Annotated in this window: 22 protein-coding genes and 3 tRNA genes; 13 read left to right on the forward strand and 12 right to left on the reverse strand. The window is 56.6% G+C overall.

Annotation, left to right across the window (positions count from 1 at the left end):
* Window positions 1-31: 31 nt before the first annotated feature.
* On the forward strand, window positions 32-301 hold the full coding sequence (locus tag ACR0KS_RS08400; protein ID WP_170481731.1) for an usg protein: 270 nt from the start codon (window positions 32-34) through the stop codon (window positions 299-301).
* Between the two features lie 70 nt (window positions 302-371).
* The gene (locus tag ACR0KS_RS08405) at window positions 372-1,070 is read left to right on the forward strand and encodes a hypothetical protein (RefSeq protein ID WP_170566950.1); all 699 of its coding nucleotides are present in this window, start codon (window positions 372-374) and stop codon (window positions 1,068-1,070) included.
* Here ACR0KS_RS08405 and ACR0KS_RS08410 read toward each other — a convergent pair whose 3' ends face one another.
* Window positions 1,071-2,024, reverse strand: coding sequence for a radical SAM family protein (locus tag ACR0KS_RS08410; RefSeq protein ID WP_170566949.1), 954 nt, complete (start codon window positions 2,022-2,024; stop codon window positions 1,071-1,073). It lies immediately after the preceding gene.
* A 163-nt stretch (window positions 2,025-2,187) separates the two neighbouring features.
* Here ACR0KS_RS08410 and zwf point away from each other — a divergent pair, with 163 nt between their 5' ends.
* The 4 genes from zwf to ACR0KS_RS08430 all read left to right on the forward strand — a co-directional run bounded on the left by zwf (window position 2,188) and on the right by ACR0KS_RS08430 (window position 7,706).
* Entirely contained in the window at window positions 2,188-3,636 is a 1,449-nt protein-coding gene (gene zwf / locus ACR0KS_RS08415) for a glucose-6-phosphate dehydrogenase (RefSeq protein ID WP_170566947.1), read from the forward strand.
* Window positions 3,633-4,304: a 6-phosphogluconolactonase gene (gene pgl / locus ACR0KS_RS08420; RefSeq protein WP_170566945.1), complete on the forward strand. Its 672-nt coding sequence runs from the start codon at window positions 3,633-3,635 to the stop codon at window positions 4,302-4,304. Before zwf ends, pgl begins: the two co-directional genes overlap by 4 nt.
* A gap of 5 nt (window positions 4,305-4,309) precedes the next feature.
* On the forward strand, window positions 4,310-5,920 hold the full coding sequence (pgi, locus tag ACR0KS_RS08425) for a glucose-6-phosphate isomerase (RefSeq protein WP_170566943.1): 1,611 nt from the start codon (window positions 4,310-4,312) through the stop codon (window positions 5,918-5,920).
* Between the two features lie 166 nt (window positions 5,921-6,086).
* Window positions 6,087-7,706, forward strand: coding sequence for a long-chain-fatty-acid--CoA ligase (locus tag ACR0KS_RS08430; RefSeq protein WP_170566941.1), 1,620 nt, complete (start codon window positions 6,087-6,089; stop codon window positions 7,704-7,706).
* 364 nt (window positions 7,707-8,070) lie between these two features.
* On the opposite strand, the gene ACR0KS_RS08435 is transcribed toward ACR0KS_RS08430, so the two are convergent.
* The 3 genes from ACR0KS_RS08435 to ACR0KS_RS08445 form a co-directional block, all read right to left on the reverse strand.
* Window positions 8,071-8,145, reverse strand: a tRNA-Asn gene (locus tag ACR0KS_RS08435).
* A gap of 130 nt (window positions 8,146-8,275) precedes the next feature.
* Window positions 8,276-8,350 (reverse strand) — tRNA-Asn (locus tag ACR0KS_RS08440).
* Between the two features lie 75 nt (window positions 8,351-8,425).
* The gene (locus tag ACR0KS_RS08445) at window positions 8,426-9,340 is read right to left on the reverse strand and encodes an MBL fold metallo-hydrolase (RefSeq protein ID WP_170566939.1); all 915 of its coding nucleotides are present in this window, start codon (window positions 9,338-9,340) and stop codon (window positions 8,426-8,428) included.
* Between the two features lie 44 nt (window positions 9,341-9,384).
* On the opposite strand from ACR0KS_RS08445, the gene ACR0KS_RS08450 reads away from it, so the two are divergent.
* Complete coding sequence (locus ACR0KS_RS08450; RefSeq protein WP_170566937.1) at window positions 9,385-10,704, forward strand: ATP-binding protein; 1,320 nt, start codon at window positions 9,385-9,387, stop codon at window positions 10,702-10,704.
* 374 nt (window positions 10,705-11,078) lie between these two features.
* Here ACR0KS_RS08450 and ACR0KS_RS08455 read toward each other — a convergent pair.
* Window positions 11,079-11,155 (reverse strand) — tRNA-Ile (locus tag ACR0KS_RS08455).
* Between the two features lie 107 nt (window positions 11,156-11,262).
* On the opposite strand from ACR0KS_RS08455, the gene purM reads away from it, so the two are divergent.
* The 3 genes from purM to rnd all read left to right on the forward strand — a co-directional run bounded on the left by purM (window position 11,263) and on the right by rnd (window position 14,176).
* Complete coding sequence (gene purM, locus ACR0KS_RS08460) at window positions 11,263-12,309, forward strand: phosphoribosylformylglycinamidine cyclo-ligase (RefSeq protein ID WP_170566935.1); 1,047 nt, start codon at window positions 11,263-11,265, stop codon at window positions 12,307-12,309.
* The gene (purN, locus tag ACR0KS_RS08465; protein WP_170566933.1) at window positions 12,306-12,902 is read left to right on the forward strand and encodes a phosphoribosylglycinamide formyltransferase; all 597 of its coding nucleotides are present in this window, start codon (window positions 12,306-12,308) and stop codon (window positions 12,900-12,902) included. Before purM ends, purN begins: the two co-directional genes overlap by 4 nt.
* A gap of 116 nt (window positions 12,903-13,018) precedes the next feature.
* Window positions 13,019-14,176, forward strand: coding sequence for a ribonuclease D (gene rnd, locus ACR0KS_RS08470; RefSeq protein WP_170566931.1), 1,158 nt, complete (start codon window positions 13,019-13,021; stop codon window positions 14,174-14,176).
* 6 nt (window positions 14,177-14,182) lie between these two features.
* Here rnd and ACR0KS_RS08475 read toward each other — a convergent pair whose 3' ends face one another.
* Window positions 14,183-14,707, reverse strand: coding sequence for a hypothetical protein (locus ACR0KS_RS08475; protein WP_170566929.1), 525 nt, complete (start codon window positions 14,705-14,707; stop codon window positions 14,183-14,185).
* A 138-nt stretch (window positions 14,708-14,845) separates the two neighbouring features.
* On the opposite strand from ACR0KS_RS08475, the gene ACR0KS_RS08480 reads away from it, so the two are divergent.
* The gene (locus ACR0KS_RS08480; protein ID WP_170481779.1) at window positions 14,846-15,256 is read left to right on the forward strand and encodes a SufE family protein; all 411 of its coding nucleotides are present in this window, start codon (window positions 14,846-14,848) and stop codon (window positions 15,254-15,256) included.
* A gap of 5 nt (window positions 15,257-15,261) precedes the next feature.
* Here the strand turns inward: ACR0KS_RS08480 and ACR0KS_RS08485 are convergent, their stop codons facing one another.
* The 3 genes from ACR0KS_RS08485 to ACR0KS_RS08495 all read right to left on the reverse strand — a co-directional run bounded on the left by ACR0KS_RS08485 (window position 15,262) and on the right by ACR0KS_RS08495 (window position 17,894).
* Complete coding sequence (locus tag ACR0KS_RS08485; RefSeq protein ID WP_170481782.1) at window positions 15,262-15,930, reverse strand: DUF1638 domain-containing protein; 669 nt, start codon at window positions 15,928-15,930, stop codon at window positions 15,262-15,264.
* A 76-nt stretch (window positions 15,931-16,006) separates the two neighbouring features.
* Window positions 16,007-17,041 (reverse strand): Hint domain-containing protein, encoded by a 1,035-nt coding sequence (locus ACR0KS_RS08490; RefSeq protein WP_170566927.1) that lies wholly within the window; start codon window positions 17,039-17,041, stop codon window positions 16,007-16,009.
* Window positions 17,042-17,195: 154 nt separating this feature from the next.
* The gene (locus tag ACR0KS_RS08495; protein WP_170383124.1) at window positions 17,196-17,894 is read right to left on the reverse strand and encodes a cobalamin B12-binding domain-containing protein; all 699 of its coding nucleotides are present in this window, start codon (window positions 17,892-17,894) and stop codon (window positions 17,196-17,198) included.
* Between the two features lie 300 nt (window positions 17,895-18,194).
* On the opposite strand from ACR0KS_RS08495, the gene ACR0KS_RS08500 reads away from it, so the two are divergent.
* Complete coding sequence (locus ACR0KS_RS08500) at window positions 18,195-19,259, forward strand: PA0069 family radical SAM protein (protein WP_170566925.1); 1,065 nt, start codon at window positions 18,195-18,197, stop codon at window positions 19,257-19,259.
* A 53-nt stretch (window positions 19,260-19,312) separates the two neighbouring features.
* Here the strand turns inward: ACR0KS_RS08500 and gltA are convergent, their stop codons facing one another.
* The gene (gltA, locus tag ACR0KS_RS08505) at window positions 19,313-20,608 is read right to left on the reverse strand and encodes a citrate synthase (protein ID WP_170413292.1); all 1,296 of its coding nucleotides are present in this window, start codon (window positions 20,606-20,608) and stop codon (window positions 19,313-19,315) included.
* Between the two features lie 121 nt (window positions 20,609-20,729).
* Window positions 20,730-22,130 carry a glutamate--tRNA ligase gene (gltX, locus tag ACR0KS_RS08510; RefSeq protein ID WP_170567090.1) on the reverse strand — a complete coding sequence of 467 codons (1,401 nt, stop codon included), beginning with the start codon at window positions 22,128-22,130 and terminating at the stop codon, window positions 20,730-20,732.
* A 78-nt stretch (window positions 22,131-22,208) separates the two neighbouring features.
* Between gltX and ACR0KS_RS08515 the strand changes: the two genes are divergently transcribed.
* The gene (locus ACR0KS_RS08515; protein ID WP_170566923.1) at window positions 22,209-24,245 is read left to right on the forward strand and encodes a ComEC/Rec2 family competence protein; all 2,037 of its coding nucleotides are present in this window, start codon (window positions 22,209-22,211) and stop codon (window positions 24,243-24,245) included.
* Here the strand turns inward: ACR0KS_RS08515 and lexA are convergent.
* On the reverse strand, window positions 24,239-24,937 hold the full coding sequence (lexA, locus tag ACR0KS_RS08520) for a transcriptional repressor LexA (protein ID WP_170566921.1): 699 nt from the start codon (window positions 24,935-24,937) through the stop codon (window positions 24,239-24,241). The two genes, ACR0KS_RS08515 and lexA, sit on opposite strands and share 7 nt — an antisense overlap.
* Window positions 24,938-24,956: the final 19 nt, after the last annotated feature.

Below are 24,956 nucleotides of genomic sequence, written 5' to 3' on the forward strand. Positions count from 1 at the left end.
AAAGAGACCTTGCAAGAAATTGGAGGTCTGCATGGAGCAAAGCGAAACCGAATTAATGCTCAAGGGATACGGGCTGACGACGGCGGAATTTTTCTATCACATGCCCGACTACATCCACGTTCTGAATACCTTTATTTGGCAGGATTATGATCTTGCGCCCGATCATCCGAAACTGTTCGATTTCATAGATTTCTGGCAGCGAGAGATTGAGGGACCGCTGCACTCGGTCCGGTTCACACATCGCAAGATGATCGCGCCTGGCGAATGGCGAAATGTGGTGGGTGAATTTCGGGTGAATTGAACGGCGTTTTCATTGCGCCAACATCGGTTAAAGTGACGGACAACTTGTTGGTCACATATGGAATCGCTTTATGCACCGTGGTTTGTTTCTTGCCGTCGCAGCGACGCTTCTCTGCCAGTCCGCTGACGCTCAGGGGGTGTTGGATAAAATCAAAAAGGGCGCGGAAAACACTGCGGATGCCATCGGTCGTGGCGCTGAGAGTGTCGGGAGTACGGTTGAAAAAGGTGTCGGCGCGGTTGACGATACGATCGACTCTACTGCCGATTTGCTGTCAAACGAAGCAACCCCGGAAGAAACACGCGCCAAGCTGGATGTCATGGCAAGCGATGTCTTGGCGCAATTATTGGCCGAGAATCCAGAGGCGGAGGCGCTGTACGATGTCAGCGCGGGATATGCAGTTTTTGATTCGCGGAAGGTGACAGTTTTCCCTGTGTCGGCTGGGTACGGGCGCGGTGTTGCAGTGTCCAAGGAAACTGGCCAGCACGTCTATATGAACATGGGTACTGGCGGCGTCGGGGCGGCGATCGGAATAGGCGGGTTCGAGACCAAATTTGTTATCCTGTTTGAAACACAGGCGGATTTGGACAAGTTCATCGCTCAAGGCTATGACGCGACCGCTGAATCGGCCGCAATGTACGGGGATGAACGCACTGACGAAACGTTGCGCTTTACTGATGGTCGGTCCTTTTTTGTGCTCAGCAAGAAAGGGTGGCGTGTGTCCGCTGGTGCCTCAGGAACCAAATACTGGAAATCTCCTGAACTGAACTGATCAGCCAGAGCAGCTTGCCCCACCCAAAACACAGAATTTTGCGCAGTGCGGGTGGTTCAGATGGACGTCGGCCTCGGCCTCGGCCAACGTATGGCCCATCTCAAACTCTGGCTCGTAGGCGAGAAGCGTGCAGGCAAGCACCGCAGGTTTTTCTGCGCCTTTGCGCTTTACCACCATCCGCGCATTTGAGCACATTACCGCCTCAGGAGACTTGTCCAAAATTCCCCAGCAAGCTGTTGTAATTTCAGGAACTTCGGCAGTTTCGTCCATCTCGGGGAAAAGGACGGTCTGCGCCGGATTCTGCGCGTCTATGTCAAACCCCTGTGCCTTAAAAAAGGCCGCATATCCCGCGCGACTTTGTGAGTCGGTTTCGTCCCAAACCGTTCGTCCGGCTACGGCCATCTTGAAACCATTGTCCCGCAGCCACTCCATTCCAGCCACGGTCTTGTCAAAGGTGCCTTCGCCGCGCTCTTTGTCATGCAGTTCAGCCCGATAGTGATCTACAGAAATTCGCAATGACAGCTTGTCGCCAAAGTCTTGACGCAAGCCCAGCAGCCCGTCGCGCATTTTTCGGCGCAGCATAGGTTGCATGGCATTGGTCAAGATTAACACTTCATAACCCCGTTCAAGCGCGGCGCGTGCCATCTCGATCATTTCGGGGTTCATGAACGGTTCGCCGCCCGTGAACCCGATTTCGCGCACAGGCCAATTCCGTTCCTCGATCTGATCCAGGAAGTCGCGCACCTCATCCGCGGTAATGTAGACCAGAGCGTCGTTTGTCGGGCTGCTGGCTATGTAACAATTGAGGCATTCGATATTGCACAAGGTGCCCGTGTTGAACCAAAGGGTTTCGGGGTTTTTCAGTGCCACGGACGCGCGGGCCTGTCCGTCTGCTGTCACCAATTTGTTCTGAAACTTGCCGATATTGGCGCTGCTTGGGGCGTCGTCTTTCATTCCGGTTTCCGGTTCCTTGAAGTCCTTACACTGACTTAGCTTTTTGGTTGCGGTTCGTTAAGTGGGGTGCGCACAACCTGACAGAGATTTGATGTTGCGGAAATTTGCAGTAGTGATTGCGCTAACATTGGACATGACCTTTGGGGCAAGGTAAGGAAAACGCATGGTTTCTCGTGTCATACCCGTTGACCCATTCGATCTGGTCATTTTTGGCGGAACCGGTGATCTGGCGCAGCGCAAGATCCTTCCGGCTCTGTTTCGTCGGTTTTGCGCTGGCCAGTGGGCCGATGGGGTGCAAATCATCGGCGCCGCCAGGACGAAACATGACAGTGCCGACTTTCGTGATCTGGTTGCCGAATCGCTGGCGACCCATGCCCCTGCGCATTGTTTGGACTCGGTCGCGCTGAGCGCTTTCTTGGAACGCGTTGAATATGTGGCGCTTGACGGTGCTGCTGACGACGGGTGGGATCAGCTATCCGGCAAGTTGAAGCCTGATCGCGTGCGTGCGTTTTATTTCTCGGTAGGGCCGGGATTGTTCGGCCCTTTGGCCGAGCGGATCAAATCTCATGACCTTGCGACCCCTCAGACGCGGATAGTTGTCGAAAAACCTTTTGGCCATGATCTGGAGAGCGCACGCGCGCTGAACGCAACCTTGGCCGTGCATTTCAGCGAAAAACAAATCTACCGGATCGACCACTATCTGGGCAAAGAGACTGTTCAGAACCTGATGGCTGTACGGTTCGGTAATATGTTGTTCGAGCCTCTCTGGAACAGCCAGTACGTGGATCATATTCAGATCACTGTGGCTGAATCCGTGGGGATCGACGGTCGGGAGGGGTATTATGAACGCGCTGGTGCGATGCGCGACATGATGCAGAACCACCTGATGCAGCTTTTGTGCCTGATCGCGATGGAGCCGCCGGCCAAATTCGATCCAGACGCCGTGCGGGACGAAAAGTTGAAGGTCATCCGCGCCTTGGACCCGGTCGAGCCGCATCACATCGTGCGCGGCCAGTTTGAGGGAGGTGGGCCAGGCTATCGTGAGATCGTTGGCAATCCACGTTCCACCACGGAAAGTTACGTGGCGCTGAGGGCGCATGTCAGCAACTGGCGATGGGCGGGAACTCCGTTTTACTTGCGCACGGGCAAGCGGTTGGTGGCCCGATCGTCGGTGATTAACGTGATGTTCAAGGACGCGCCACATTCCATCTTTGGCGAACAGGACGGTCGCCATGCTAACGTACTATCGATCCGCCTTCAGCCGAACGAAGGTATCACGCTCAAAGTGACGATCAAGGAACCGGGGCAAGGGGGGATGCGTCTGGTCGATGTGCCCTTGGATATGAGCTTTGCCGAGGCATTGGGGCCGGAAAATCAGGATCCGCCGGATGCTTACGAACGGCTGGTGATGGATGTCATCCGCGGCAACCAGACCTTGTTCATGCGCGGGGATGAGGTCGAAGCTGCATGGGCGTGGACTGATCCGATCATTGCGGGGTGGCGCGCGCGCGGAGACGTTCCGAAACCTTACGAAAGTGGCAGCACAGGACCGGGCGACGCCGAGCTGCTGATGAAACGAGATGGTCGCCGCTGGCAAGGAATAAACCCATGAAAATTCAGGAATACGCCGACAGGGACATGCTGGCCATCGACGTCGCAAACGTATTGGCCGGAGAGTTGGACGCCGCGTTGCTGCATCATGATATGGTTTCGTTGGCGGTTCCGGGCGGCACTACTCCGGGGCCGATTTTTGACGGGTTGTGCGCCGCTGATCTGGAATGGGACAGGGTGCGCGTTCTTCCTACGGATGAACGCTGCGTGCCCGGCAGCAGTGACCGATCCAACGAAAAACTGATCCGTGAGCGTCTGCTGACAAATCGTGCATCTGCGGCGCAATACGTTCCGCTATATCTGGACGGCAAAGACCCCGAGGCGGTGCTGCCGGAAATCGAAAGCCTGATCACTCCGGTCCTTCCCTTGTCTGTTCTTGTTCTTGGGATGGGGGAAGACATGCACACCGCATCGTTGTTTCCCGGAATGCAGGGTTTGGAGGCAGCCCTTGATAGCCACGCCCCGCCGCTGGCAATCGCCCGGACCGAAGTCCAGCCGGAGGCGCGTATCACCCTGACGGCGCCGATTTTGGATGGGGCGTTGTCCAAACATCTGGTGATTTTCGGGGCCGCAAAGCGCGAAGCTCTGAACCGCGCACTCACGTTGCACCCGGATGAGGCACCGATCGCAGCGGTACTAAGCGGCATGACGGTACACTGGGCGGAGTGACAGCTATGAAACTGAGCAACCTCAAAGCACTGGCAAACGGCGCGCAGGATCGCGCAATTTTGGATTTGTTCGAGCAGTCGCCAGACAGGGCGCAGAGTTTTTCAGCCTCGACCGGGGATTTGCTGTTTGACTACTCGAAAACTCAGATAGATGGGACGATCCGTGATGCCCTGATCCAACTGTGCGACGAGGCAGGGCTGGCCGACCGTCGCGAGGCGATGTTCACCGGAGAGAAGATCAACGAAACCGAAGGTCGCGCGGTGCTGCATACGGCCCTTCGTAATCTGGACGGTGGCTCGGTCGAGGTTGATGGTCTGGATGTCATGCCTGACGTATTGGACACGCTTCAACGCATGCGGGTTTTTGCGGAGGAGGTGCGCGGCGGTGCCATCGCCGGGGCAGGGGGCAGCTTTACGGATGTGGTGAATATCGGAATCGGTGGGTCTGATCTGGGTCCGGTCATGGCCACTCATGCTTTGTCCCCGTATCACGATGGGCCACGGTTGCATTACGTGTCGAACGTGGACGGCGCGCATATCGCGGACACGTTGCGACAACTGGATCCGACGCGGACGCTGGTCATTGTCGCCTCAAAAACCTTCACGACCATTGAGACCATGACCAACGCACGCACGGCTCGGGCATGGATGACCGATGGCGGGGGCGATCCGGCGGCCCAATTCGCGGCGGTATCCAGCGCGTTGGACAAAACCAAGACGTTCGGCATTCCCGAAGACAGGGTATTCGGCTTTGCGGACTGGGTCGGAGGCCGATACTCGGTCTGGGGCCCGGTTGGTTTGCCCGTGATGATTGCCGTGGGATCGAACGCTTTTGACGCCTTTCTGCGCGGCGGTCAGGCGATGGATGTGCATTTCCGCGCGGCTGACTGGGGTGAAAACATGCCGGTGCTGCTGGCGCTTGTCGGTGTCTGGCATCGGCAAGTGCTTGGCCACGCCAGCCGCGCGGTATTACCCTATGATCAGCGGTTGTTACGGTTGCCTGCATATTTTCAGCAGCTCGAAATGGAATCGAACGGCAAATCCGTGGCTATGGATGGGGCCGCGTTAACCGTTCCGTCCGGGCCTGTCGTGTGGGGCGAGCCCGGAACCAACGGGCAGCACGCCTTTTATCAGTTGATCCATCAAGGCACCGACGTGATCCCGTGTGAGTTCATGGTTGCCGCCGAGGGGCACGAGCCTGAGCTTTCGCACCATCATCGGCTATTGTTTGCGAACTGCCTCGCTCAGTCCGAAGCGTTGATGCGAGGACGATCTCTGGAGGAAGCGCGGCAACGGATGGCCGCAAAAGGACTACAGGGTTCCGAGCTTGAACGTCAGGCCCGCCATCGTGTCTTTCCCGGCAATCGCCCATCCACCACACTGATCTATCCCAAGCTCTCTCCGTTTGTTTTGGGTCAGATCATCGCGCTTTATGAACACCGTGTATTCGTTGAGGGCGTGTTGCTGGGGATCAATTCCTTCGACCAGTGGGGCGTTGAGCTGGGCAAGGAACTGGCCACGTCTCTTGGGCCGATCGTAGATGGGCAGGAAAGTGCCGCGGAAAAGGATGGTTCAACCGCCGCATTGGTGGCCTACGCCATGCGTCATCGGGGTTGATAACAAAAAATTGGGATCCGGTATGATGGCACACTACATTCTCGTATTGTCAGACAATTAAATGATTGGCAGGGTCCAACTGGAACGCGTGCTTTGCTGCTGAACGCGGCAGAGCAAGAACAAGGAGCCGCCACACAGAAGCGGCCCACACATAGGGAGGATGTCCATGCTAGGACAAATGATGACGCAGCCATTGCTGATCTCGTCGCTGATTGAGCACGCAGACTGCTATCACGGTCAGACCGAGATCATATCGGTCGAAACTGACGGGACGGTGACTGAAAGTAGCTGGTCTCAAATAGCCGTAAATGCGCGAAAGCTGGCGTCAGCCTTGACCAAACTGGGTCTTGAGCCGCAAGCGCGTATCGGGACACTGGCGTGGAACAATCGGCGGCATCTGGAAATTTATTATGGAACCTCCGGTGCGGGCTTTGTGTGTCACACGATCAACCCAAGACTGTTCCCCGAGCAACTCACCTACATCATGAACCATGCGAAAGACCGGGTTCTGTTCTTTGACGCGACCTTTATTCCTCTGGTCGCGGCGATCAAAGAGCATCTGACCGAAGTGCAGCATTTCGTTCTGATGGGGCCAAGGAACGATGACGCGATCTCGCAAATTCCCGGTGTTCAGTTTTACGATGAGCTGATCGAAACCGGCGACGAAGGGTTTGAGTGGCCCAGTTTTGACGAAAACACCGCATCCAGTCTTTGCTATACGTCGGGCACAACGGGCAATCCAAAGGGCGTGCTGTATTCTCATCGCTCGACAGTTTTGCACAGCTTCGGCTCGAACACGCGTGATGTAATCGGGTATTCCGCGATGGACGTGGTTATGCCCGTTGTTCCCATGTTCCATGTAAACGCATGGGGTTCGCCCTATGCCTGCGCGATGTCCGGTTCACGCATGGTATTGCCGGGGCCGGATTTGCACGGCGAAGCGCTGGTCAAGCTAATAGACACTTATGGCGTCACGCTGGCAATGGGGGTTCCAACGATCTGGCAAGGGCTGTTGGCCTATGCCGATAAGTCCGGCAGCAAACTGGCCAGCCTGCAGCGCACGGTCATAGGAGGCGCGGCCTGCCCGCCATCCATGATCGAAACGTTCCGCGAGACGTATGATGTCGATACGGTTCACGCTTGGGGCATGAGCGAGATGAGCCCCCTTGGCACCGCGAACCAGCCTTTGGCCAAGCACGATAAGTTGCCAGCGGCAGAGCAACACAAGTTGCGTGAAAGTCAGGGGCGCCCCTGCTATGGCGTTGAGATGAAAATCGTGGATGACGACGGCAATGAGCTGCCCCGCGACGGAGAAACTCAGGGTGATCTGATGGTGCGCGGTCATTGGGTTTTGGATAGCTATTTCCAGATGCAGGATCAGGATTTGCTACAGGACGGCTGGTTCGCCACCGGAGACGTGGCGACTTTGGACCCCGACGGATACATGACCATTCGCGACCGATCCAAAGACATCATCAAATCAGGGGGTGAGTGGATCAGTTCGGTCGAACTAGAAAACATCGCCGTAGCCCATCCCAAACTAGCTACCGCAGCCGTGATTGGCGTTCCACACCCCAAATGGGATGAGCGCCCCTTGCTGGTTGCGGTAAAAGCAGAAGGCCAAAATCCCACAGAGGAGGAGCTTTTGTCCTTCTTTGATGGCAAAATCGCCAAATGGCAGGTGCCGGACAAAGTGGTCTTTGTGGACGCTCTGCCGTTGAACGCCACGGGCAAAGTTCTGAAACGCAACTTGCGCGCCGACTTTTCGGATGAACTGGCAGGTTAAACTGGTGCCCAAAATGCAAAGCGCTTGGGCGGTTTGAGATTGAACACGTGACCAAATGATACTTGGTCCCTTCGATTTCTGAGCCGCCCATTCCGCAGTTGAAATGCCCGGCACAACAAAAAAGTTGCCAGCAACCTTAGCCGCATCGATTCAATGGGCTTGGTCTTCAATCGACAAACCTTGATGCAAGCTAGGCGACCTACACAAGTAGTTCCAACTAAGGATTGTGATCGCGTTCCCAGTGGCGAGTTCTTATTAGCCAACCTGATTACTGCATAAGCGACAGCCAGCCTGATGATAGCTGCGCACGCAGCTCGCCCTTGATTAGAATTAACGGCGAGACACTGCAAAGGATGTGTGAAATTGGCTCCGGCGGTAGGGATCGAACCTACGACCAATTGATTAACAGTCAACTGCTCTACCGCTGAGCTACGCCGGAACGGTTTGCGCCGTATAGCAACCTGCATCTGCGCCGTCCAGAGGGCTGATGGAAGTTTTTTTAGACAGGGTTCGACACTTCTCAGGTCAGGCTTTTTGCCAAAACACACTATCATTTTTGAGGGGTGATTTGGCTCCGGCGGTAGGGATCGAACCTACGACCAATTGATTAACAGTCAACTGCTCTACCGCTGAGCTACGCCGGAACTGATGGCCGTATAACAATCACAAATTTTGACGTCCAGAGCAGAATGTCACTGGGTTGAAAAAAAATTGCCAGATCATTTCAGCCTCTTGAACTGCGCGCTGGCCGATAGCTGGTCGATGGGGGAAGCCATTGATTTACCGTACAAATCGACAAGATGCGCAAAAACGTTCCTTTCGGCCGCAGGTAACAAAGCCGCAGGCGTTTCGGTGTAGATACTCTCTGCCAAATCCCGAGCGGTGCCGGGCTTGTCTGCCAGTGCCTCAAGAATCTGTGCTTCGCGCGCAAGCCGGTGATTGATCAGCCAGTCCAACCGGTCAGCAGGATTCGGGATTGGCGCGCCGTGACCTGCGTGAAAAATGGACCAGTTTCGCTGTCGCAGTTTGTAGCATGCGTGCATGAAGTCCGTCAGATCTCCGTCCGGTGGTGAAACCAATGAGCTGGCCCATCCCATAACGTGATCGGCTGTAAAACAGACATCCTTCCATCCCAAGGCTATGTGGTTTCCCAGATGGCCGGGTGTATGGATGACCTCAAGATTCCAGCCGTCACCTTCGATCAGTTCTCCATCAGAAAGTTCGATGTCGGGACGGAAATCCTTGTCGATGCCTTCGCCACCGCCTGCAAGACCTTGTTGCGCCAGCTTCTTCATGACGGGGCTGCGGCCAGCCTCGGGGCCGCCAAATGCGAGAATCGGCGCGTCCGTTCTTTCGGCCAACGGTGCGGCCAAGGGGGAATGATCCAGATGTGTGTGTGTCACGATGATATGGCTGATCCGCTGATCTGGGCGCAGTGCATTCAGAATCGCGTGTAGGTGGACCTCGTTCAGAGGGCCGGGGTCGATGACAGCGCAGTCCTTTTCTCCGAGTAGATAGGTATTCGTTCCGCGATAGGTCATTGGCGAGGGATTCGGCGCTAGGATAAGTCGAAGATCGGTCCGAAGCTCGATAGGCTGACCGGGAGTCGGGTTGAAATCATCGGGTGCCTGCATTTTGAACTCTTTCTCTTGTCCGATCAGCCCGTTAGGTTTAGCGCATGTCCAGCCGGTGGCTCAAATCTTATATGCCGCGCAGCCTGTATGCCCGCGCGGTTCTGATCCTGGTTCTGCCAGTGGTCGTGCTGTTGCTGGTTGTAGGCGTTGCCTTCCTGCAAAAGCACCTCGAGGACGTGACAGGGCAAATGACCAGTGCAGCCGCGCGAGAGGTTCTGCTGGTTGTGGGGGCGACAGAGGATGCCGAAACTCAGCAACAGGCCATAGCCGCAATTCGTCAGGACATAGCTGCACTGGATATGAAGGCCCGTTTTCTGGACATTAACGAAGAGCCAGACTTGGGTATCCGTCGTTGGTACGACTTTATCGCTCCGCAGGTTGAATCCGATCTGCACGAAATGTTGCAGGATCTTGTCGCCGTTGCACTGCCCATCGGGGACGAGGCGCGATTGTACCTCGAAACTCAAGTTGGTCTGCTTGAGCTGACCTTGGACCGTCGGCGTCTGTCGCCCACCGCTCCGCATCAGTTGATCGTGACAATGTTGTTTTTTGCCGTCGTCATGACCTCGATTTCATTTTTGTATATGCGCAACCAGCTTCGCCCGATCACACGATTGGCAGACGCGGCCCAGGCGTTCGGTCGGGGCAGGGTCGTGCCGTATTCCCCCGGAGGCGCAATAGAAGTGCGCGCAGCAGGAAGCGCCTTTTTGGACATGCGCGCTGGTATCGAAAGGCAGATGGAGCAACGCACGCTGATGTTGTCGGGGGTCAGCCATGATCTACGGACACCGCTGACGCGGCTGAAGCTCGGGCTGTCCATGCTGCCCGAAGATGAGGCAGCACCTCTGCAGCAAGATGTGGATGAGATGCAATTGTTGCTGGACGCATTCCTGGATTTCTCGCGCGGCGCTGCTGAAGGCCCGCCTGAGACAGTTCAGCCCGAGGAATTGCTGCGGCAGATTGTCGAGGATGCTCGCCGCGCAGGGCTGGAGGCCAGCTTGGTTTCAGTGGAAGGCGAAGGCACCGCGTTGTTACGTCCCACCGCAATCCGTCGCGCGGTTGAGAACCTGATTGGTAACGCTGTTCGCTACGGTGACCGCGCTGAAGTGAGCCTGTCGGTAACGCCCAAGGCGGTGCGAATACGGGTCGAAGATGACGGGCCCGGCATCGCGCCTGAACAGCGCTCTGAGGCGGTGAAGCCGTTTTCCCGGTTGGATCCCGCACGCAACCAGAATCAGGGTAGCGGCGTTGGGCTTGGTCTGGCGATCGTCTCTGATATCGCCCGCGCGCATGGCGGCGTGCTGCGGCTGGGCAAAAGCGAACGCTTGGGTGGGCTGAGTGCTGATATAATAATCGGACGGTAGCCTTTTTGGTTCGCAAAAAGACACGCTCGGAAGAAATTTCACCTAGAATCGAAAGTGATGCCTTTCCAGATGCTTGAGTGTGCTATGATAGGGTTAGGGAACGAATAGCGGGTGTTTGGGGCATAGTTAGGCCATTGATTCGGCTGGCCCTCACCTTTGTTTCCGTATGTCGATTTGTGTCGACCTGAATTGTTTCGCTTGAAACCCGGAAACACTGATGTGTGTCCAAGTTACTAGTGAGGTGAGGTCATTGAATTGGTTGATATTGGCAATAGTAGCTGCCGTATCCAGTGTTATTGTCCTCGGATGGTTTGATCCGTGTGACTATTTCTACTCCGTGTGCCAGTTCGTTAGCTGGCGCTAAAGCAGAATTTTGGTAGGCCCGGAGGGACTCGAACCCCCAACCAAAGCGTTATGAGCGCTCTGCTCTAACCAATTGAGCTACAGGCCCGCCTACGCGCCTTGGGTATCACGGTGAACGTCCGCGTCAAGCCTGACCGTTGCAACATTCCCAACAATCGACTAACCCGCCCGAGAACCATTCATAAGGGGTTGGCCATGACAGCGGGCAAGAACGGAATCACCTATGCTGATGCGGGTGTTGATATTGATGCAGGGAATGCTCTGGTCGACCGGATCAAGCCAGCAGCCAAGCGGACGAACCGCTCGGGCGTGATGAGCGGCCTTGGCGGGTTTGGCGCTTTGTTCGACCTCAAGGACGCCGGGTATCAGGATCCGATTCTGGTTGGTGCAACAGACGGCGTGGGTACCAAACTGCGCATCGCGATCGATACCGGCGTCGTGGATGGTGTCGGCATTGATCTGGTGGCCATGTGTGTCAACGACCTGATCTGTCAGGGGGCCGAGCCTCTTTTCTTTCTGGACTATTTCGCAACGGGCAAGTTGGACACGGACACTGCCGCACGGATCATCGAAGGCATTGCCGAGGGCTGCGTTCAGTCCGGTTGCGCCCTGATCGGTGGCGAAACTGCCGAAATGCCGGGTATGTATCCCGATGGTGATTTTGATCTGGCCGGTTTCTCTGTCGGCGCGATGGAGCGCGGCGCCCATTTGCCCGCCGGAGTTCAGCAGGGCGATGTGCTGTTGGGGCTGGCCTCGAACGGAGTGCATTCCAACGGTTATTCTCTGGTGCGCAAACTGGTCGAGATGTCCGGGCTGGGCTGGGACGCTGCGTCGCCGTTCAGCGAGGGGTCGCTGGGCGAGGCGCTGCTGACGCCCACGCGTCTCTATGTCAAACAGGCGCTGCAAGCGATCCGGGCAGGGGGCGTTCATGCGCTGGCGCATATCACCGGTGGTGGCCTGACTGAAAACCTCCCGCGTGTGCTGCATGATGAGCTTGGCGCGCAGATTGACTTGAACGCATGGGACTTGCCGCCGGTTTTCCGTTGGATGGCTGATGTTGGCGGCATAGCCGAGGCAGAAATGCTCAAGACCTTCAACTGCGGCATCGGCATGATTGTCGTCTGTGACGCCGCACGCGCAGATGAGCTGACCACCTTGTTGGCCGAGGCAGGAGAGACAGTTGCCCGGATCGGCACCGTCACAGACGTGCCGGGCGTGTCTTACTCGGGCAAACTGCTGTGAGCCACAAGCGCGTCGCCATCTTAATCTCGGGGGGCGGCTCCAATATGGTGTCGCTGGTTGATAGCATGACCGGCGATCACCCCGCGCGGCCCTGTCTGGTGTTGTCAAATGATCCCCAGGCGGGCGGCTTGGTGAAGGCCGCCGATCGCGGCATTGCCACGGCTGCGGTTGATCACCGACCGTTCAAGGGTGACCGCGCCGCGTTCGAGGCCGAGTTGATGAAGCCGTTGGAACAAGCCCAGCCGGATATCGTCTGTCTTGCTGGCTTCATGCGGGTTCTGACCGCGGATTTCGTGTCGCGTTTTCAGGGGCGGATGCTGAATATCCACCCGTCACTGTTGCCTAAATACAAGGGTCTGAATACGCACGCTCGCGCGATCGACGCTGGCGATGCGGAACATGGCTGCTCGGTACATGAGGTCACGGCCGCGTTGGATGACGGCCCGATCTTGGGGCAGGCCCGTTTGAATATTGAACCAGACGAGACACCCGAAGCATTGGCCACGCGTGTTCTGGTTTGGGAACACAAACTATATCCGGCCGTTCTGCGGCGCTACGCCAGCGGTGATCGAACCCCAGTGCTGCTGCCGTGAACCTGTCAGGGTGATTTACACTTGCCCGGTATTCAGCCTATGGTCTGCACCACAGCTTGGGATGTCAAAGAACTGACGGGCAGTAACAAAATACAAGAGCAAGAATAGCACCTCGAATGAAAACCCTGACAACGACGCAAGAGTTGGCCGAGTTTTGCGCAGCCGCCGCGGATCACGCCTATGTCACCGTAGACACCGAGTTTCTGCGAGAGCGCACGTACTATTCCAAGTTGTGCTTGTTGCAACTGGCAGTCCCTTCGCCCGATGAAGATAGCGCCGTTCTCGTCGATCCGTTGTCAGATGGCATGTCCCTGGACCCGCTTTACGAGCTGTTCAGCAATGAAAACGTGGTTAAGGTCTTTCACGCGGCTCGCCAGGACCTTGAGATTTTCTGGGTAGAAGCCGGCGTTTTCCCCAAGCCATTGTTTGATACGCAGGTGGCCGCGATGGTCTGCGGATTTGGTGAGCAGGTTGGCTACGAAACCCTTGTCCGCAAGATTTGCAAGCAGGGTGTAGACAAGACATCCCGCTTTACCGACTGGTCTAGACGCCCGCTGTCCGAGGCGCAAAAGACATATGCTCTGGCGGACGTGACCCATCTTAGACAAATCTATGAACACCTCGCTGCGGAATTGGAGAAATCTAAACGCAGCCATTGGGTCGCCGAGGAGCTGTGGACTCTGACACAATCGGCAACCTATGACATCCGCCCGGAAGACGCTTGGAAACGTGTTAAAACCCGCACGAATTCCGCTAAATTTCTGGCCGTCGTCCGAGAGTTGGCCCAGTTTCGCGAGGCTTATGCGCAGGAAAACAACGTTCCGCGTAGTCGAGTGTTCAAGGACGACGCCCTGATCGAGCTTGCATCGACCAAGCCCAAGTCGGCGTCAGACCTGGGGGGATCCCGGCTCTTGCTGCGTGAGGCACGCAAGGGCGTGATTGCCGAAGGCATTTTGGCGGCTGTCAAAAAAGGCGTTAACTGCCCGCCAGACCAGATGCCGCGCGTGGACAACAGCCGGGACAAGCTGAAGGTCAACCCGGCATTGGCTGACCTCCTGCGCGTATTGTTGAAGTCCAAGACAGAAAGTCTGGGTGTCGCGGCAAAGCTGATCGCCACCAGTTCCGAGTTGGATCAGATCGCAGCCGGTGAACGCGAACTACCAGCCATGTCAGGGTGGCGGTTCGAGGCTTTTGGTGAGGATGCGCTCAAACTATGCGAAGGCAAGATTGCGCTGGCCGCCAAAGGGCAGTCGGTGAAGGTCGTTTCACTCTGACCGTTGTTACCGGCGACGAGATTCCAGCGTATTCTGCTGACCTACGACGCGCACCAGACGGATGTTTTGCAGATCATCCAAGCTGACATTTGCTGCGTCTGACACCGCCCGCGACCGTTCTGTGCCCTGGTTTGTTGCATAGCTGGGATAGCTGACGCGGAAGGTGAATTCGAGAACACCATTCTTTCGGTTTTCCTCGCTTTCAACGCGAACAAGCTGCGCGCCATGTGCACCCTGTCGCGCCGCAGTTCCGCTGGCATAGATTATCGCACCCGAGGGCGTCGGATTGATCCTAAGCTCGTCGATTCTTGCAATCGGCACGCTGTTGTCTACGGGATCGGGTCTTGAGAACAGGCCGGTGCCTTCACGTTCCGGCGGCACGAGCACGTTCGGATCATATGCTGGTGCTTCTGTCGGCGTGGACGTGCTGGAACCGAACCAATTGGACGGGTTGGCGCGCGAGTCACTCCAGTTATTACAGGCAGACAGGGTCAGTACGGCGAATATTACAAGTGACAACGGTTTTTGCATGGACCCAGCTCAGAGCGTTAAATTCCGCAATGGGTTATCGCAATTTCCCGTCTTTGAAAACCCATCCCAAGGGCTGGACAGTCGACGGTCGGGGGCATAGCTACACCAATGTAGCTGCAACAAAAGGACCGCCGCGAAATGGCAACGCCTGCCTTTGAAGAAATCGTTGAGGATTTCGAGTTCCTGGAGGACTGGGAAGACCGGTATCGCCATGTCATTGATCAAGGCAAGGCGATGGAGCCGCTGGACGACGCGCTCAAGGTTCCAGCTACAAAGGTGCATGGCTGCGCCAGTCAAGTTTGGCTGCACCCGGTGATCGAAGGCGGAGTTTTTCATTTTGACGGCGACAGCGATGCGTTGATCGTGCGTGGTCTGATCGCGGTTTTGCGGTCGTTGTATAACGGTTTGCCGGTCAGCGAAGTGCCGATGATCGATGCGGGTGGCGAACTGGCGCGTCTTGGTCTGCACGATCACCTGTCAGCCCAGCGTTCAAACGGTCTTCGGGCCATGATCGAACGCATTCGCGAAGTGGCTCAGGAAAACGCCTGATTTCCTTAGTCCGAGTGGCCGCGACTGGCCCAACCTGAAAGAGTGGTCTCAAGGTCTCCGTACCCGGTAAAGCGACGCTCGAACGTCAGCCCCATGCGTTCGGCACACTTGCGCGCGCGCTCGGTCAAGTCGGGATCGTCTGTCTGCGCTTGATAGACCAGCTTCGTGTAGTTCCCGAAATACATGTCCCTAAGCTCAGGGTGGCGATCCAACCCCAGTGGTTTCCAGACAAAGGCGTCGAATTGTCGGGCTAGAAAGTCTGTCAGGTAGAAGGCCGTTGTCTCGTCCTCGGCACGAGCGTCAAAGGCTTGGTTCCCTTCAAAGAATGAGTAACAGTGCGGCCCTTTAACCATTTCTACGCCCATCTCCGCGCAGGCTTTTTGCAATAGCCCCCCGGTTCCGCAATCAGCATAGACAACAAAAATCTGGTCAAACTCGTCGCGGTGTTTGGCGACAGCCTCTTCGACGGCTTGAGTAATCCGCTCGGGGTAGACATGTAAAATCGCGGGCAGGCAGGTCAATGACATGTGATCCCAGCCATTGCGGTTTTTCAGGTCCAGAATCTCACGCGCAAGCGCACCGCAGGCCAGCAGCAGGATACCGCCCTTGCGACCGGATTCGGTATAACCCTGTGACGTCAGGCTTGCGTCATCTGGCGTGCTGTTATGCGGCATGGCTTCATTCCCGGTGCGATCGCAGCATCAAAGGACGAAAGAATGATGAAGGCAAGCCCGCTTCCGACATGCTGCGTCAGGCGACCGACGCACGTGTTTCATACGACTGTAGTGACGGGCGGACGGTTGGGCCATAGGCAGAAACTCCTTGAGCTGACAGCTCTGGAAACAGTGTCAGAATCTCTTGCTGTGTTGCGTCGGCCAGGCTGTTCCAAGCCTGGACACCGGGGTGAAAACTTTCGGTCAGACAACCTTCGGCCCAAATCAGTTCGTGCTGGTCGAACATCAGGTGAAAATAGGTTACCAAACCGCCGGGCCGCATCACTATGTCGGTATCGTTCAAAAGTTGGCGGGCAGGGGCAAGCGCCTCTGCGTGGCCGGTATTCAGTTCAATTTTCCAATCACTTACCAACATTCTATGCTGTTGCGACACCAACAAGTCCCGAGAATTTCCCAGCGCTCCGGCTTTGAAAAGCACCGGGGTAAACGTACCAGTGGCGCGCACCGTTCTACGGCCAACCCAGCGAAGCGATTGCAGCCCGTGATCATAGGTGCGGATCTGATCCCCCGCCTTCAAATCCTCGACCGCGATCTGTCCCTGGTCTGTCTCAATCAGCGTTCCAGTCGTGAAACATGTCGCGATGTTCCAGTCCTGGCGGTTTGCAGTCAGTCCATTCGTTGTGTCAGTGTCGATGCTGTTTATTGACACCGAAAGAATGGCTTGAGCTTCAAGAGCCGCCTGATCAGCATTGGCTGAAAATTCGGGCACGAGGTAAGTATTTCCGAAAACATCTTGGGCAACAACGGCGGTAATGTCTGCGGTTGTTCCGTCAAGATAAGTAATCGTCGCGTTGTACGCGACGGCTGCGTCGAACAGGGTTACATTGCCGTCGACAGAGAATAGATCAAAATCAACGTTCGAGTCGTTTTCGTAGGTTGCACCAGGGTTTCCGACGGGGCTCCAGACGGCCGCGTTTTCAAACAGGGGCGTGCCGGGGCCGCCGAAGGTTTGACCAACCAATGCGCCTGCGTTCTCGGCCACATTATTTCCCTCGGTCGGGTCGATGAGTGGAAGGTCGCCCAGAAAAATTACGTTGAATGTTGTTGGCATCAACTAACCCCAAAATTTCTTCAATGAAATTCGCTTAATACGCGAGTTCAACTCCCGCAAATGGAGAGTTAGTAAAATTATATTTATATGCAAGTGGTTAAACGAATAAGGCTGCCCTCAAGGGGCAGCCTTAGTCTAAATGCTTGAACGGCGCTTAGCCTGCAAGTTGATTGTGCTTGCGCGACACGAAATCCTTGGCTGTTTCCACCGCAACGGCGGCATCGCGGCAGTAGGCGTCTGCGCCGATGGCTTTTCCGAATTCCTCGTTCAAAGGCGCGCCGCCGACCAGAACGATGTAGTCTTCACGCAAGCCTTGCTCGACCAGTGTGTCGATTACCACTTTCATGTATGGCATCGTGGTCGTGAGCAGTGCGGACATGCCCAGAATGTCCGGCTTCTCTGACTCCAGCGCTTCCAAATAGTTCTCGACCGGGTTGTTGATGCCGATGTCCACGACCTCAAAACCAGCGCCCTCCATCATCATCGACACAAGGTTCTTGCCGATGTCGTGGATGTCACCCTTCACAGTGCCAATGACCATCTTGCCAACACGCGGTGCGCCGGTTTCGGCCAGCAGAGGCTTCAGGATGGACATGCCGCCCTTCATCGCGTTTGCGGCCAGCAGAACTTCGGGAACGAACAGGATGCCGTCGCGGAAGTCATGGCCAACGATGGTCATGCCACCGACGAGAGCTTTGGTAAGGATGTCATAAGGGGTCCATCCGCGTTCCAGCAGGATGTTCACACCTTCTTCGATTTCTTCTTTCAGGCCGTCATAAAGATCGTCGAACATCTGTTCGACCAGTTCGTCGTCATTCAGTTCGGACAGGACGATGTCTTCTTCATCGGACATGGGGCGTTTCCCTGATCTGTTCGGGCATATTGCCCGTGGTGGCATTTTTTCCGTTTTGGCCATTTCGCCGCAGTTCGACTGTGACGATTGCGACCTTGGCGGTTCCGGGACCGACCTATACGGCAAAATATTGATCAACTCGACGTCATTTTCTGCATGAACATCCTGCATTTCGTTCAGAAAAGGGTTTGAAACCGCACCAACGTGACACTCTAGTTGCGTCGCCCTTGTTCAACGAGGGGGCTTGTCCGGTTTACTCAGTTCCCTTATGTCTAGAATGAGAACAAAAGGGAAACAAAAATGGCTGCGCCTAACATTAAGGGTAGGGGGGTCACGTCAAATTCGGCGGGAAGGTTTGAGAGATTCGAGTCCGAACAATTTGACGATGGATGGGCTGCCGATGACGACTTGCCAGTACTTCGGACCGATGTCTCAGAAGAAATCGCGCGTAGCCTGATTACGTATAACCGCTCGCCCGATCTGCCATTTGACCGCTCCATCAATCCTTATCGAGGGTGCGAACATGGGTGCGTTTACTGTTTTGCGCGTCCGACGCACGCCTATCTCGGCCTGTCGCCAGGGTTGGATTTTGAAACCCGGCTGATTGCACGTCCGAATGCTGCGACGGTCCTCAGAAACGAGTTGTCAGCACGCGGCTACAAGGTCGCGCCGATCGCTCTTGGGACAAATACCGATCCATATCAGCCGATTGAGAAGGACCTCTCGATAACTCGGTCTTGTTTGTCTGTTTTGCAAGAGTTTCAGCATCCGGTCGGTATCGTGACCAAGGGTACGCTGGTCGAGCGTGACTTGGACATTCTAGCTGAGATGGCTGAACGCGGTTTGGTGCGCGTAGGTGTATCGCTGACGACCTTGGACCCCGATCTGTCTCGCCGGATGGAGCCGCGCGCGCCGTCGCCCAAGCGAAGGCTGGCGACCATTCGTAGGTTAACCGGTGCCGGGGTTCCTGTTCGCGTCATGACCTCGCCGCTTGTTCCCGGCCTGACGGATCACGAGTTGGAGCACCTGCTTGAAGCGGGACGAGACGCAGGCGCGGACGCTGCAAGCTGGATCATGCTGCGCCTGCCGCGTGAAGTGTCCGGCTTATGGCAGGAATGGTTGCGCGATCACGAACCCGCGCGAGCTGAAAAGGTCATGTCAAAGCTCAGAGAGATGCACGGTGGGCGGGACTATGACCCGCGCTGGGGGCACCGAATGCGCGGCGAAGGAGAGTATGCCGGACTGATCGCCAAGAGGTTTTCATTGGCTCTTAAGCGGTTGGGGCTTGCATCGCAGACGCCACCGCTGCGTTGTGACCTGTTTGCAAAGCCCGCTCAGGCGGGGGATCAGCTTACCCTGTTCTAAACAAAAAGAGCCCCGGAACTTGGTCCGGGGCGCTTTCAGATATTTCGCTATTTTCAGCGGTTTTCGATGTCCACATAGTCGCGGTTGGTTTCGCCCAGGTACAACTGACGCGGACGACCGATCTTGTTCTGTGGATCGGCGATCATTTCCTTCCACTGGCTGACCCAGCCAACGGTGCGCGACAGGGCAAAGATCGGGGTGAACATCGAGGTCGGGAAACCCATCGCCTCGAGGATGATGCCCGAGTAGAAGTCCACGTTCGGGAACAGCTTTTTGTCGGCGAAATACGGATCTTCCAGAGCCTGCTTTTCCAGCGCCTTGGCGACTTGCAGTTTCGGGTTGTCTTCGATGCCCAGCAGATCCAGCACTTCATCGGCGGACTGCTTCATCACCTTCGCACGAGGGTCGAAGTTCTTGTAGACACGGTGGCCGAAACCCATCAGGCGGAATGGATCATTCTTGTCCTTGGCGCGTGCGATATATTCTGGGATGCGATCGACGCTGCCGATCTCCTCCAGCATTTCCAGACATGCTTGGTTTGCACCACCATGGGCCGGACCCCAAAGACAGGCGATGCCAGCCGCGATACAGGCAAATGGGTTCGCACCCGAAGACGAGGCCAGACGCACGGTCGAGGTCGAGGCGTTCTGCTCGTGATCCGCGTGCAGGGTGAAAATGCGATCCATGGCACGGCTGAGGATCGGGTTGACCTCATACTCTTCCGCCGGAACGCTGAAACACATACGCAGGAAGTTAGACGCATAGTCCAGATCGTTGCGCGGATACACGAAGGGCTGACCGGTGTGGTACTTGAACGCCCATGCCGCGATGGTCGGCATCTTGGCGATCAGGCGGTGCGAGGCGACCTCGCGCTGGCGCGGATCGTTGATGTCAGTCGAGTCGTGATAGAAGGCGGACATCGCACCCACAACGCCAACCATGATCGCCATCGGATGCGCGTCACGGCGGAAGCCCCGATAGAAATACTGCATCTGTTCGTGCAGCATGGTGTGGCGGGTGATCGTGGTCTCGAATTTTTCCAGAACGGGTGCTGTTGGCAGCTCTCCGTACAGCAGCAGGTAGCAAACCTCGAGGAAGTGAGATTTTCCAGCCAGCTGGTCGATGGGGTATCCACGGTGCAGCAGCTCACCTTTTTCACCGTCGATATAGGTGATTGTGCTGTCACAGCTCGCCGTCGAGGTGAAGCCCGGGTCATAGGTGAAGACACCGGCTTGATTATACAGCTTGCGAATGTCGATGACATCCGGGCCTGCGGTTGGCGAATGAACCGGCAACTCGTACGTTTCACCATGGACTGTCAGAGTGGCTGATTTGTTGCTGTCGGTCATAGTGTCCCTTCCTCATTCATGCGCAAGTCGGATCGCTGTCCGAGCCTACGGGCAACGGATGCGCGCTGACGCGCAGTCCGGGTGTTAGCGGAGCAGCGTTACCCAAATGTTAAGCTTTGGTTTAACTCGCTGCGTCAGAAAGCCGTGCCAGGGTTTCATCGCGCCCCAACACAAGCATCATGTCAAAAACCGAAGGAGTTACAGCCCGACCAGCCAAAGCGGCCCGCAAGGGTCCAGCCAGCTTGCCGAACTTCAGCCCTTTCGCCTCTGCAAAAGAATTCAGGGCATCCTCCAGTTCGTTCCGCGACCAGCTAGCATTTTGCACATGCGGCGTCAATTCATTCAGTATACCATCGGATACAGAGGCGAGTGTTTTCGCCGCCTTCTCGTCTGGTTCAATGGGGCGGGATGTCAGTACAAAATGCGCTTTTTCAAGCAGTTCCGGGAATGTGCGCGCCCGATCCTTGAGGCAATACATCGCACGCTCCAGATCACCGGATTGTGTGTCCGTCAACGCAGGCAGTCCCGCCGCTTTCAGATAGGCTTGGATTTCCTGCCGCAGTGCGGCATCGTCGGCGATTGCAATGTGCTGACCGCAGAGATTTTCAAGCTTTTTCAAGTCAAAGCGGGCAGGGCTCTTACCGATTCCGTCCAGGTCAAACCACTCTTTCGCTTGTTCATCCGTGAAGAATTCGTCGTCGCCGTGGCTCCATCCCAGCCGGGCGAGGTAATTGCGCATTCCAGCGGCCGGATATCCAATCGCCTGATATTCCTGAGCGCCCAATGCGCCGTGACGCTTTGACAGCTTCTTGCCGTCTGGCCCGTGGATCAGCGGAATATGCGCCCAGACAGGAACGTCCCAGCCCATTGCTTCGTAGATCATCATTTGGCGCGCAGCGTTGTTCAGGTGGTCGTCGCCGCGAATAACGTGGGTCACGCCCATATCGTGATCGTCAACCACAACCGCCAGCATATAGACCGGAGAACCGTCCGAGCGCAGCAGGATCATGTCATCCAACTGGTCATTGCGAATTGTCACGTCCCCTTGCACCTGGTCTCGGATCACCGTCGAGCCATCCTGCGGAGCCTTGATACGGATCACAAACTGAGCATCCGGGTGCGTTGAGGCATCAGCATCGCGCCAGGGGCTGCGGAACAGGGTGGACTTACCCTCGGCCCTTGCCTGTTCACGGAAGGCCGCAATTTCTTCCTGTGTTGAAAAGCACTTATACGCCTTGCCCTCGGCCAGCAGTTGATGCGCGACCTCTGCGTGGCGCTGTGCGCCTTCAAACTGGCTGATCACGTCGCCATCGTGATCAAGCCCCAGCCACTCCATACCCTGAAGGATGGCGGCCGTCGCTTCAGGGGTCGAGCGTTCCCTGTCCGTATCTTCGATCCGTAGCAGAAACTTGCCCCCGCGACCGCGCGCGAAAAGCCAGTTGAACAGAGCGGTGCGTGCGCCACCGATGTGCAAAAAGCCGGTGGGAGACGGGGCGAAACGGGTGACGACCTGATCAGACATTGTGTGGATTAACCTTTTGGTAACCGTGTCGGGCATAGATTGGCGCCTGTCTAACGAGCCGGAAGGACGGGGGCAACCATGCGTGTTCTGGCACGGGTCGAGACCGCGCTACTGAACCAGACGGGCCAATTGTTTCAATGGTCTCCGGTCTGTCTCGCCATCGGTATCGGGCTGTACTTTTCGCTCCGCTTTGAACCGGGATGGCAGGTCTATGCCAGTCTTTTGGCTGCAATCGCGATCGCCTGCGCAATAGTTTGCAAGTGGCGGTCCGGCTGGGTGGCGTTGGTGATCGGTGGCGCTCTGATTGCCACCGGATTCATTCTTGCGGGAGTGCGGGCCCATACCGTGGCCGCGCCGGTCTTGTCCTGGCGCTACTACGGCCCGATTGAAGGGCGGGTTGTGGCCATTGATCGGTCCGCGTCGGATGCTCTGCGGGTGACGCTGGACCAGGTGCGGCTGGACGGCGTGGATGGTGACAGCCGACCGCAGCGCGCCCGGCTATCGCTGCATGGTGGAGATGTCGCGCTTGCGCCCGGACAAAGGATCATGACGACCGGCCACTTGTCGCCGCCGCAAGGCCCGGTTGAGCCCGGAGGTTTCGATTTTCGCCGTCACGCATGGTTCCAGAGCCTTGGCGCGGTAGGCTACACACGCGTTCCGGTTCTGATTATTTCACCGCAGGATACCGAACGCGTTCGCATAACGGCGTGGCGCATGTCGGTTTCCGAGCATGTTCGCTCTCTCCTGCCCGGTGAGGTTGGGGGATTTGCCGCCGCCGTCACGACCGGAGACCGCAGCGGAATGGGGCATGAGACGTTGAGCACGTTGCGGGCGTCCAACCTTGCGCATTTGTTGGCAATTTCCGGCTTGCATATGGGGTTGCTGACAGGGTTCGTTTTTCTGACTTTCAGGATTGCGCTTTCCGCCCTACCAATGATTGCCCTCAGATGGCCGGTGCGCAAACTTGCAGCGGTTGGAGCACTGATCGCCGCCGTCATTTACCTGATGCTGTCTGGCGGAAACGTCGCGACAGAACGCGCGTTCATAATGGCGAGTGTGATGCTGGTTGCGATACTGATCGACCGGCGCGCAATCTCTCTGCGCGCTGTTGCAGTGGCAGCTTTGATCGTTCTGTCGCTACGGCCAGAAACCTTGCTGAGTCCGGGGTTTCAAATGTCGTTTGCGGCAACTACGGCACTGGTTGCGGTCTTTGGGGCGCTACGTGACTACGGCCCGTTGCCCGGGCCAAAATGGTCAAAGCCTGTTACCGGATTGCTGATGTCTTCTGCCATCGCCGGGTTCGCGACAGCCCCGATCGGGGCGGCTCACTTCAATACAATTTCACACTATGGGTTGCTGGCCAACATGCTGTCAGTTCCGATGATGGGAACGATTGTAGTGCCGGCCGCAGTTGTTGCAGCCTTGCTCGCTCCATTTGGGCTCGAGATGCTGGCATTGGCCGTGATGGGACTGGGTCTTGAATGGATACTGGTGGTCGCGGATTGGGTGTCTGGCCTGGACGGAGCGCAGGGGCACGTGGTTAGCCCGCCCAGCTATGTCCTTCCCATGTTCGCGCTTGGTGCCTTGTGGCTGACGCTGTGGAGCGGTTCTGCAAGATGGGTCGGAGGTGTCGCTGTAGCCGTGGCTTTTCTGCTTTGGGGGCAGGGTCAGCGCCCTGACATTTTAATCGCCGATTCAGGAGGCTTGGTTGGCGTAATGACGGATCAGGGCAGGGCGCTGAGCAAAAAGAAGGGCAGCGGGTTCATTGCAACGGTTTGGCTTGAGAATGACGGGGATGGCGCAAACCAAATCCAAGCTGCCGACCGTTGGCCGGGGGCTGATTTAGTTCAGCGCTACTTTTGGAAAGGTACTGAAGTGGTTCATCTCACAGGAAAACGTGCCGCGCGTATCTTTGATGAATGCGAATCGAACCAAATCATAGTTTCCGCGGTGGCAGTTGACCTGTCGGGCGAATGCAGGATTTTCGATCCCGATAACCTAACGGAAACCGGCAGTCTTGCATTATCGGGGAACAAACTGACAAGCAGCAGGGATGAGATCGGCAGCAGGTTGTGGTCCCCACGACAGGGTGAGGGCCGCAAACGTTATCAGTAGCTACGGATCAAGCCGACCAAACGGCCTTGGACCTTCACCTTTTCCTCAGGCAGAACGCGGGTTTCATATGCCGGGTTAGCTGCTTCGAGTGCTATCGCATGCCCGCGACGGAAGAAACGTTTCAAAGTCGCCTCTTGATCCTCGACCAATGCGACGACGATGTCCCCGTTGTCGGCCACGGAGGATTCTCTGATCACCACGACGTCACCATCGTTGATACCTGCGTCAATCATCGAATCGCCGCGTACCTCAAGGGCATAATGCTCGCTCTTGCCGGACACCATAATGCCGGGGACAGCGACGTGATGCGAGACATGGCTGATCGCCTCAATCGGAACGCCAGCAGCGATGCGGCCCATAACCGGTAGTTCCATCGCATTGGCAGTTACCGGTTCCAAGTTCGCCGGGCGTTGGCTTTCGGGCTTGTCACCCTCGATCACCCGAGGTTTGAACGCGACAGTTGGTTCCCCGCCAAGGCTTTCCGGCAGCTTCACAATTTCTATAGCTCGCGCCCGATGAGCCAGACGGCGGATAAATCCCCGTTCCTCCAGCGCAGTAATCAGGCGATGGATGCCTGACTTTGACCGCAGATCCAGCGCGGCCTTCATTTCATCAAAGCTGGGCGGAACACCGTCCGCCTGAACGCGTTTGTGGATGAATTCCAACAAATCCAACTGCTTCTTGGTCAGCATTGCTCATACCTCACCGATC

It is taken from the genome of Ruegeria sp. BC7, assembly GCF_056539165.1.

Bases quoted from the DNA above. Each gene is read 5' to 3' on its own strand.
- ACR0KS_RS08400 (WP_170481731.1), top strand. From the start codon at position 32: ATGGAGCAAAGCGAAACCGAATTAATGCTCAAGGGATACGGGCTGACG.
- ACR0KS_RS08405 (WP_170566950.1), top strand. From the start codon at position 372: ATGCACCGTGGTTTGTTTCTTGCCGTCGCAGCGACGCTTCTCTGCCAG.
- ACR0KS_RS08410 (WP_170566949.1), bottom strand. From the start codon at position 2,024: ATGAAAGACGACGCCCCAAGCAGCGCCAATATCGGCAAGTTTCAGAAC.
- zwf (WP_170566947.1), top strand. From the start codon at position 2,188: ATGGTTTCTCGTGTCATACCCGTTGACCCATTCGATCTGGTCATTTTT.
- pgl (WP_170566945.1), top strand. From the start codon at position 3,633: ATGAAAATTCAGGAATACGCCGACAGGGACATGCTGGCCATCGACGTC.
- pgi (WP_170566943.1), top strand. From the start codon at position 4,310: ATGAAACTGAGCAACCTCAAAGCACTGGCAAACGGCGCGCAGGATCGC.
- ACR0KS_RS08430 (WP_170566941.1), top strand. From the start codon at position 6,087: ATGCTAGGACAAATGATGACGCAGCCATTGCTGATCTCGTCGCTGATT.
- ACR0KS_RS08445 (WP_170566939.1), bottom strand. From the start codon at position 9,340: ATGCAGGCACCCGATGATTTCAACCCGACTCCCGGTCAGCCTATCGAG.
- ACR0KS_RS08450 (WP_170566937.1), top strand. From the start codon at position 9,385: ATGTCCAGCCGGTGGCTCAAATCTTATATGCCGCGCAGCCTGTATGCC.
- purM (WP_170566935.1), top strand. From the start codon at position 11,263: ATGACAGCGGGCAAGAACGGAATCACCTATGCTGATGCGGGTGTTGAT.
- rnd (WP_170566931.1), top strand. From the start codon at position 13,019: ATGAAAACCCTGACAACGACGCAAGAGTTGGCCGAGTTTTGCGCAGCC.
- ACR0KS_RS08475 (WP_170566929.1), bottom strand. From the start codon at position 14,707: ATGCAAAAACCGTTGTCACTTGTAATATTCGCCGTACTGACCCTGTCT.
- ACR0KS_RS08480 (WP_170481779.1), top strand. From the start codon at position 14,846: ATGGCAACGCCTGCCTTTGAAGAAATCGTTGAGGATTTCGAGTTCCTG.
- ACR0KS_RS08485 (WP_170481782.1), bottom strand. From the start codon at position 15,930: ATGCCGCATAACAGCACGCCAGATGACGCAAGCCTGACGTCACAGGGT.
- ACR0KS_RS08490 (WP_170566927.1), bottom strand. From the start codon at position 17,041: ATGCCAACAACATTCAACGTAATTTTTCTGGGCGACCTTCCACTCATC.
- ACR0KS_RS08495 (WP_170383124.1), bottom strand. From the start codon at position 17,894: ATGTCCGATGAAGAAGACATCGTCCTGTCCGAACTGAATGACGACGAA.
- ACR0KS_RS08500 (WP_170566925.1), top strand. From the start codon at position 18,195: ATGGCTGCGCCTAACATTAAGGGTAGGGGGGTCACGTCAAATTCGGCG.
- gltA (WP_170413292.1), bottom strand. From the start codon at position 20,608: ATGACCGACAGCAACAAATCAGCCACTCTGACAGTCCATGGTGAAACG.
- gltX (WP_170567090.1), bottom strand. From the start codon at position 22,130: ATGTCTGATCAGGTCGTCACCCGTTTCGCCCCGTCTCCCACCGGCTTT.
- ACR0KS_RS08515 (WP_170566923.1), top strand. From the start codon at position 22,209: ATGCGTGTTCTGGCACGGGTCGAGACCGCGCTACTGAACCAGACGGGC.
- lexA (WP_170566921.1), bottom strand. From the start codon at position 24,937: ATGCTGACCAAGAAGCAGTTGGATTTGTTGGAATTCATCCACAAACGC.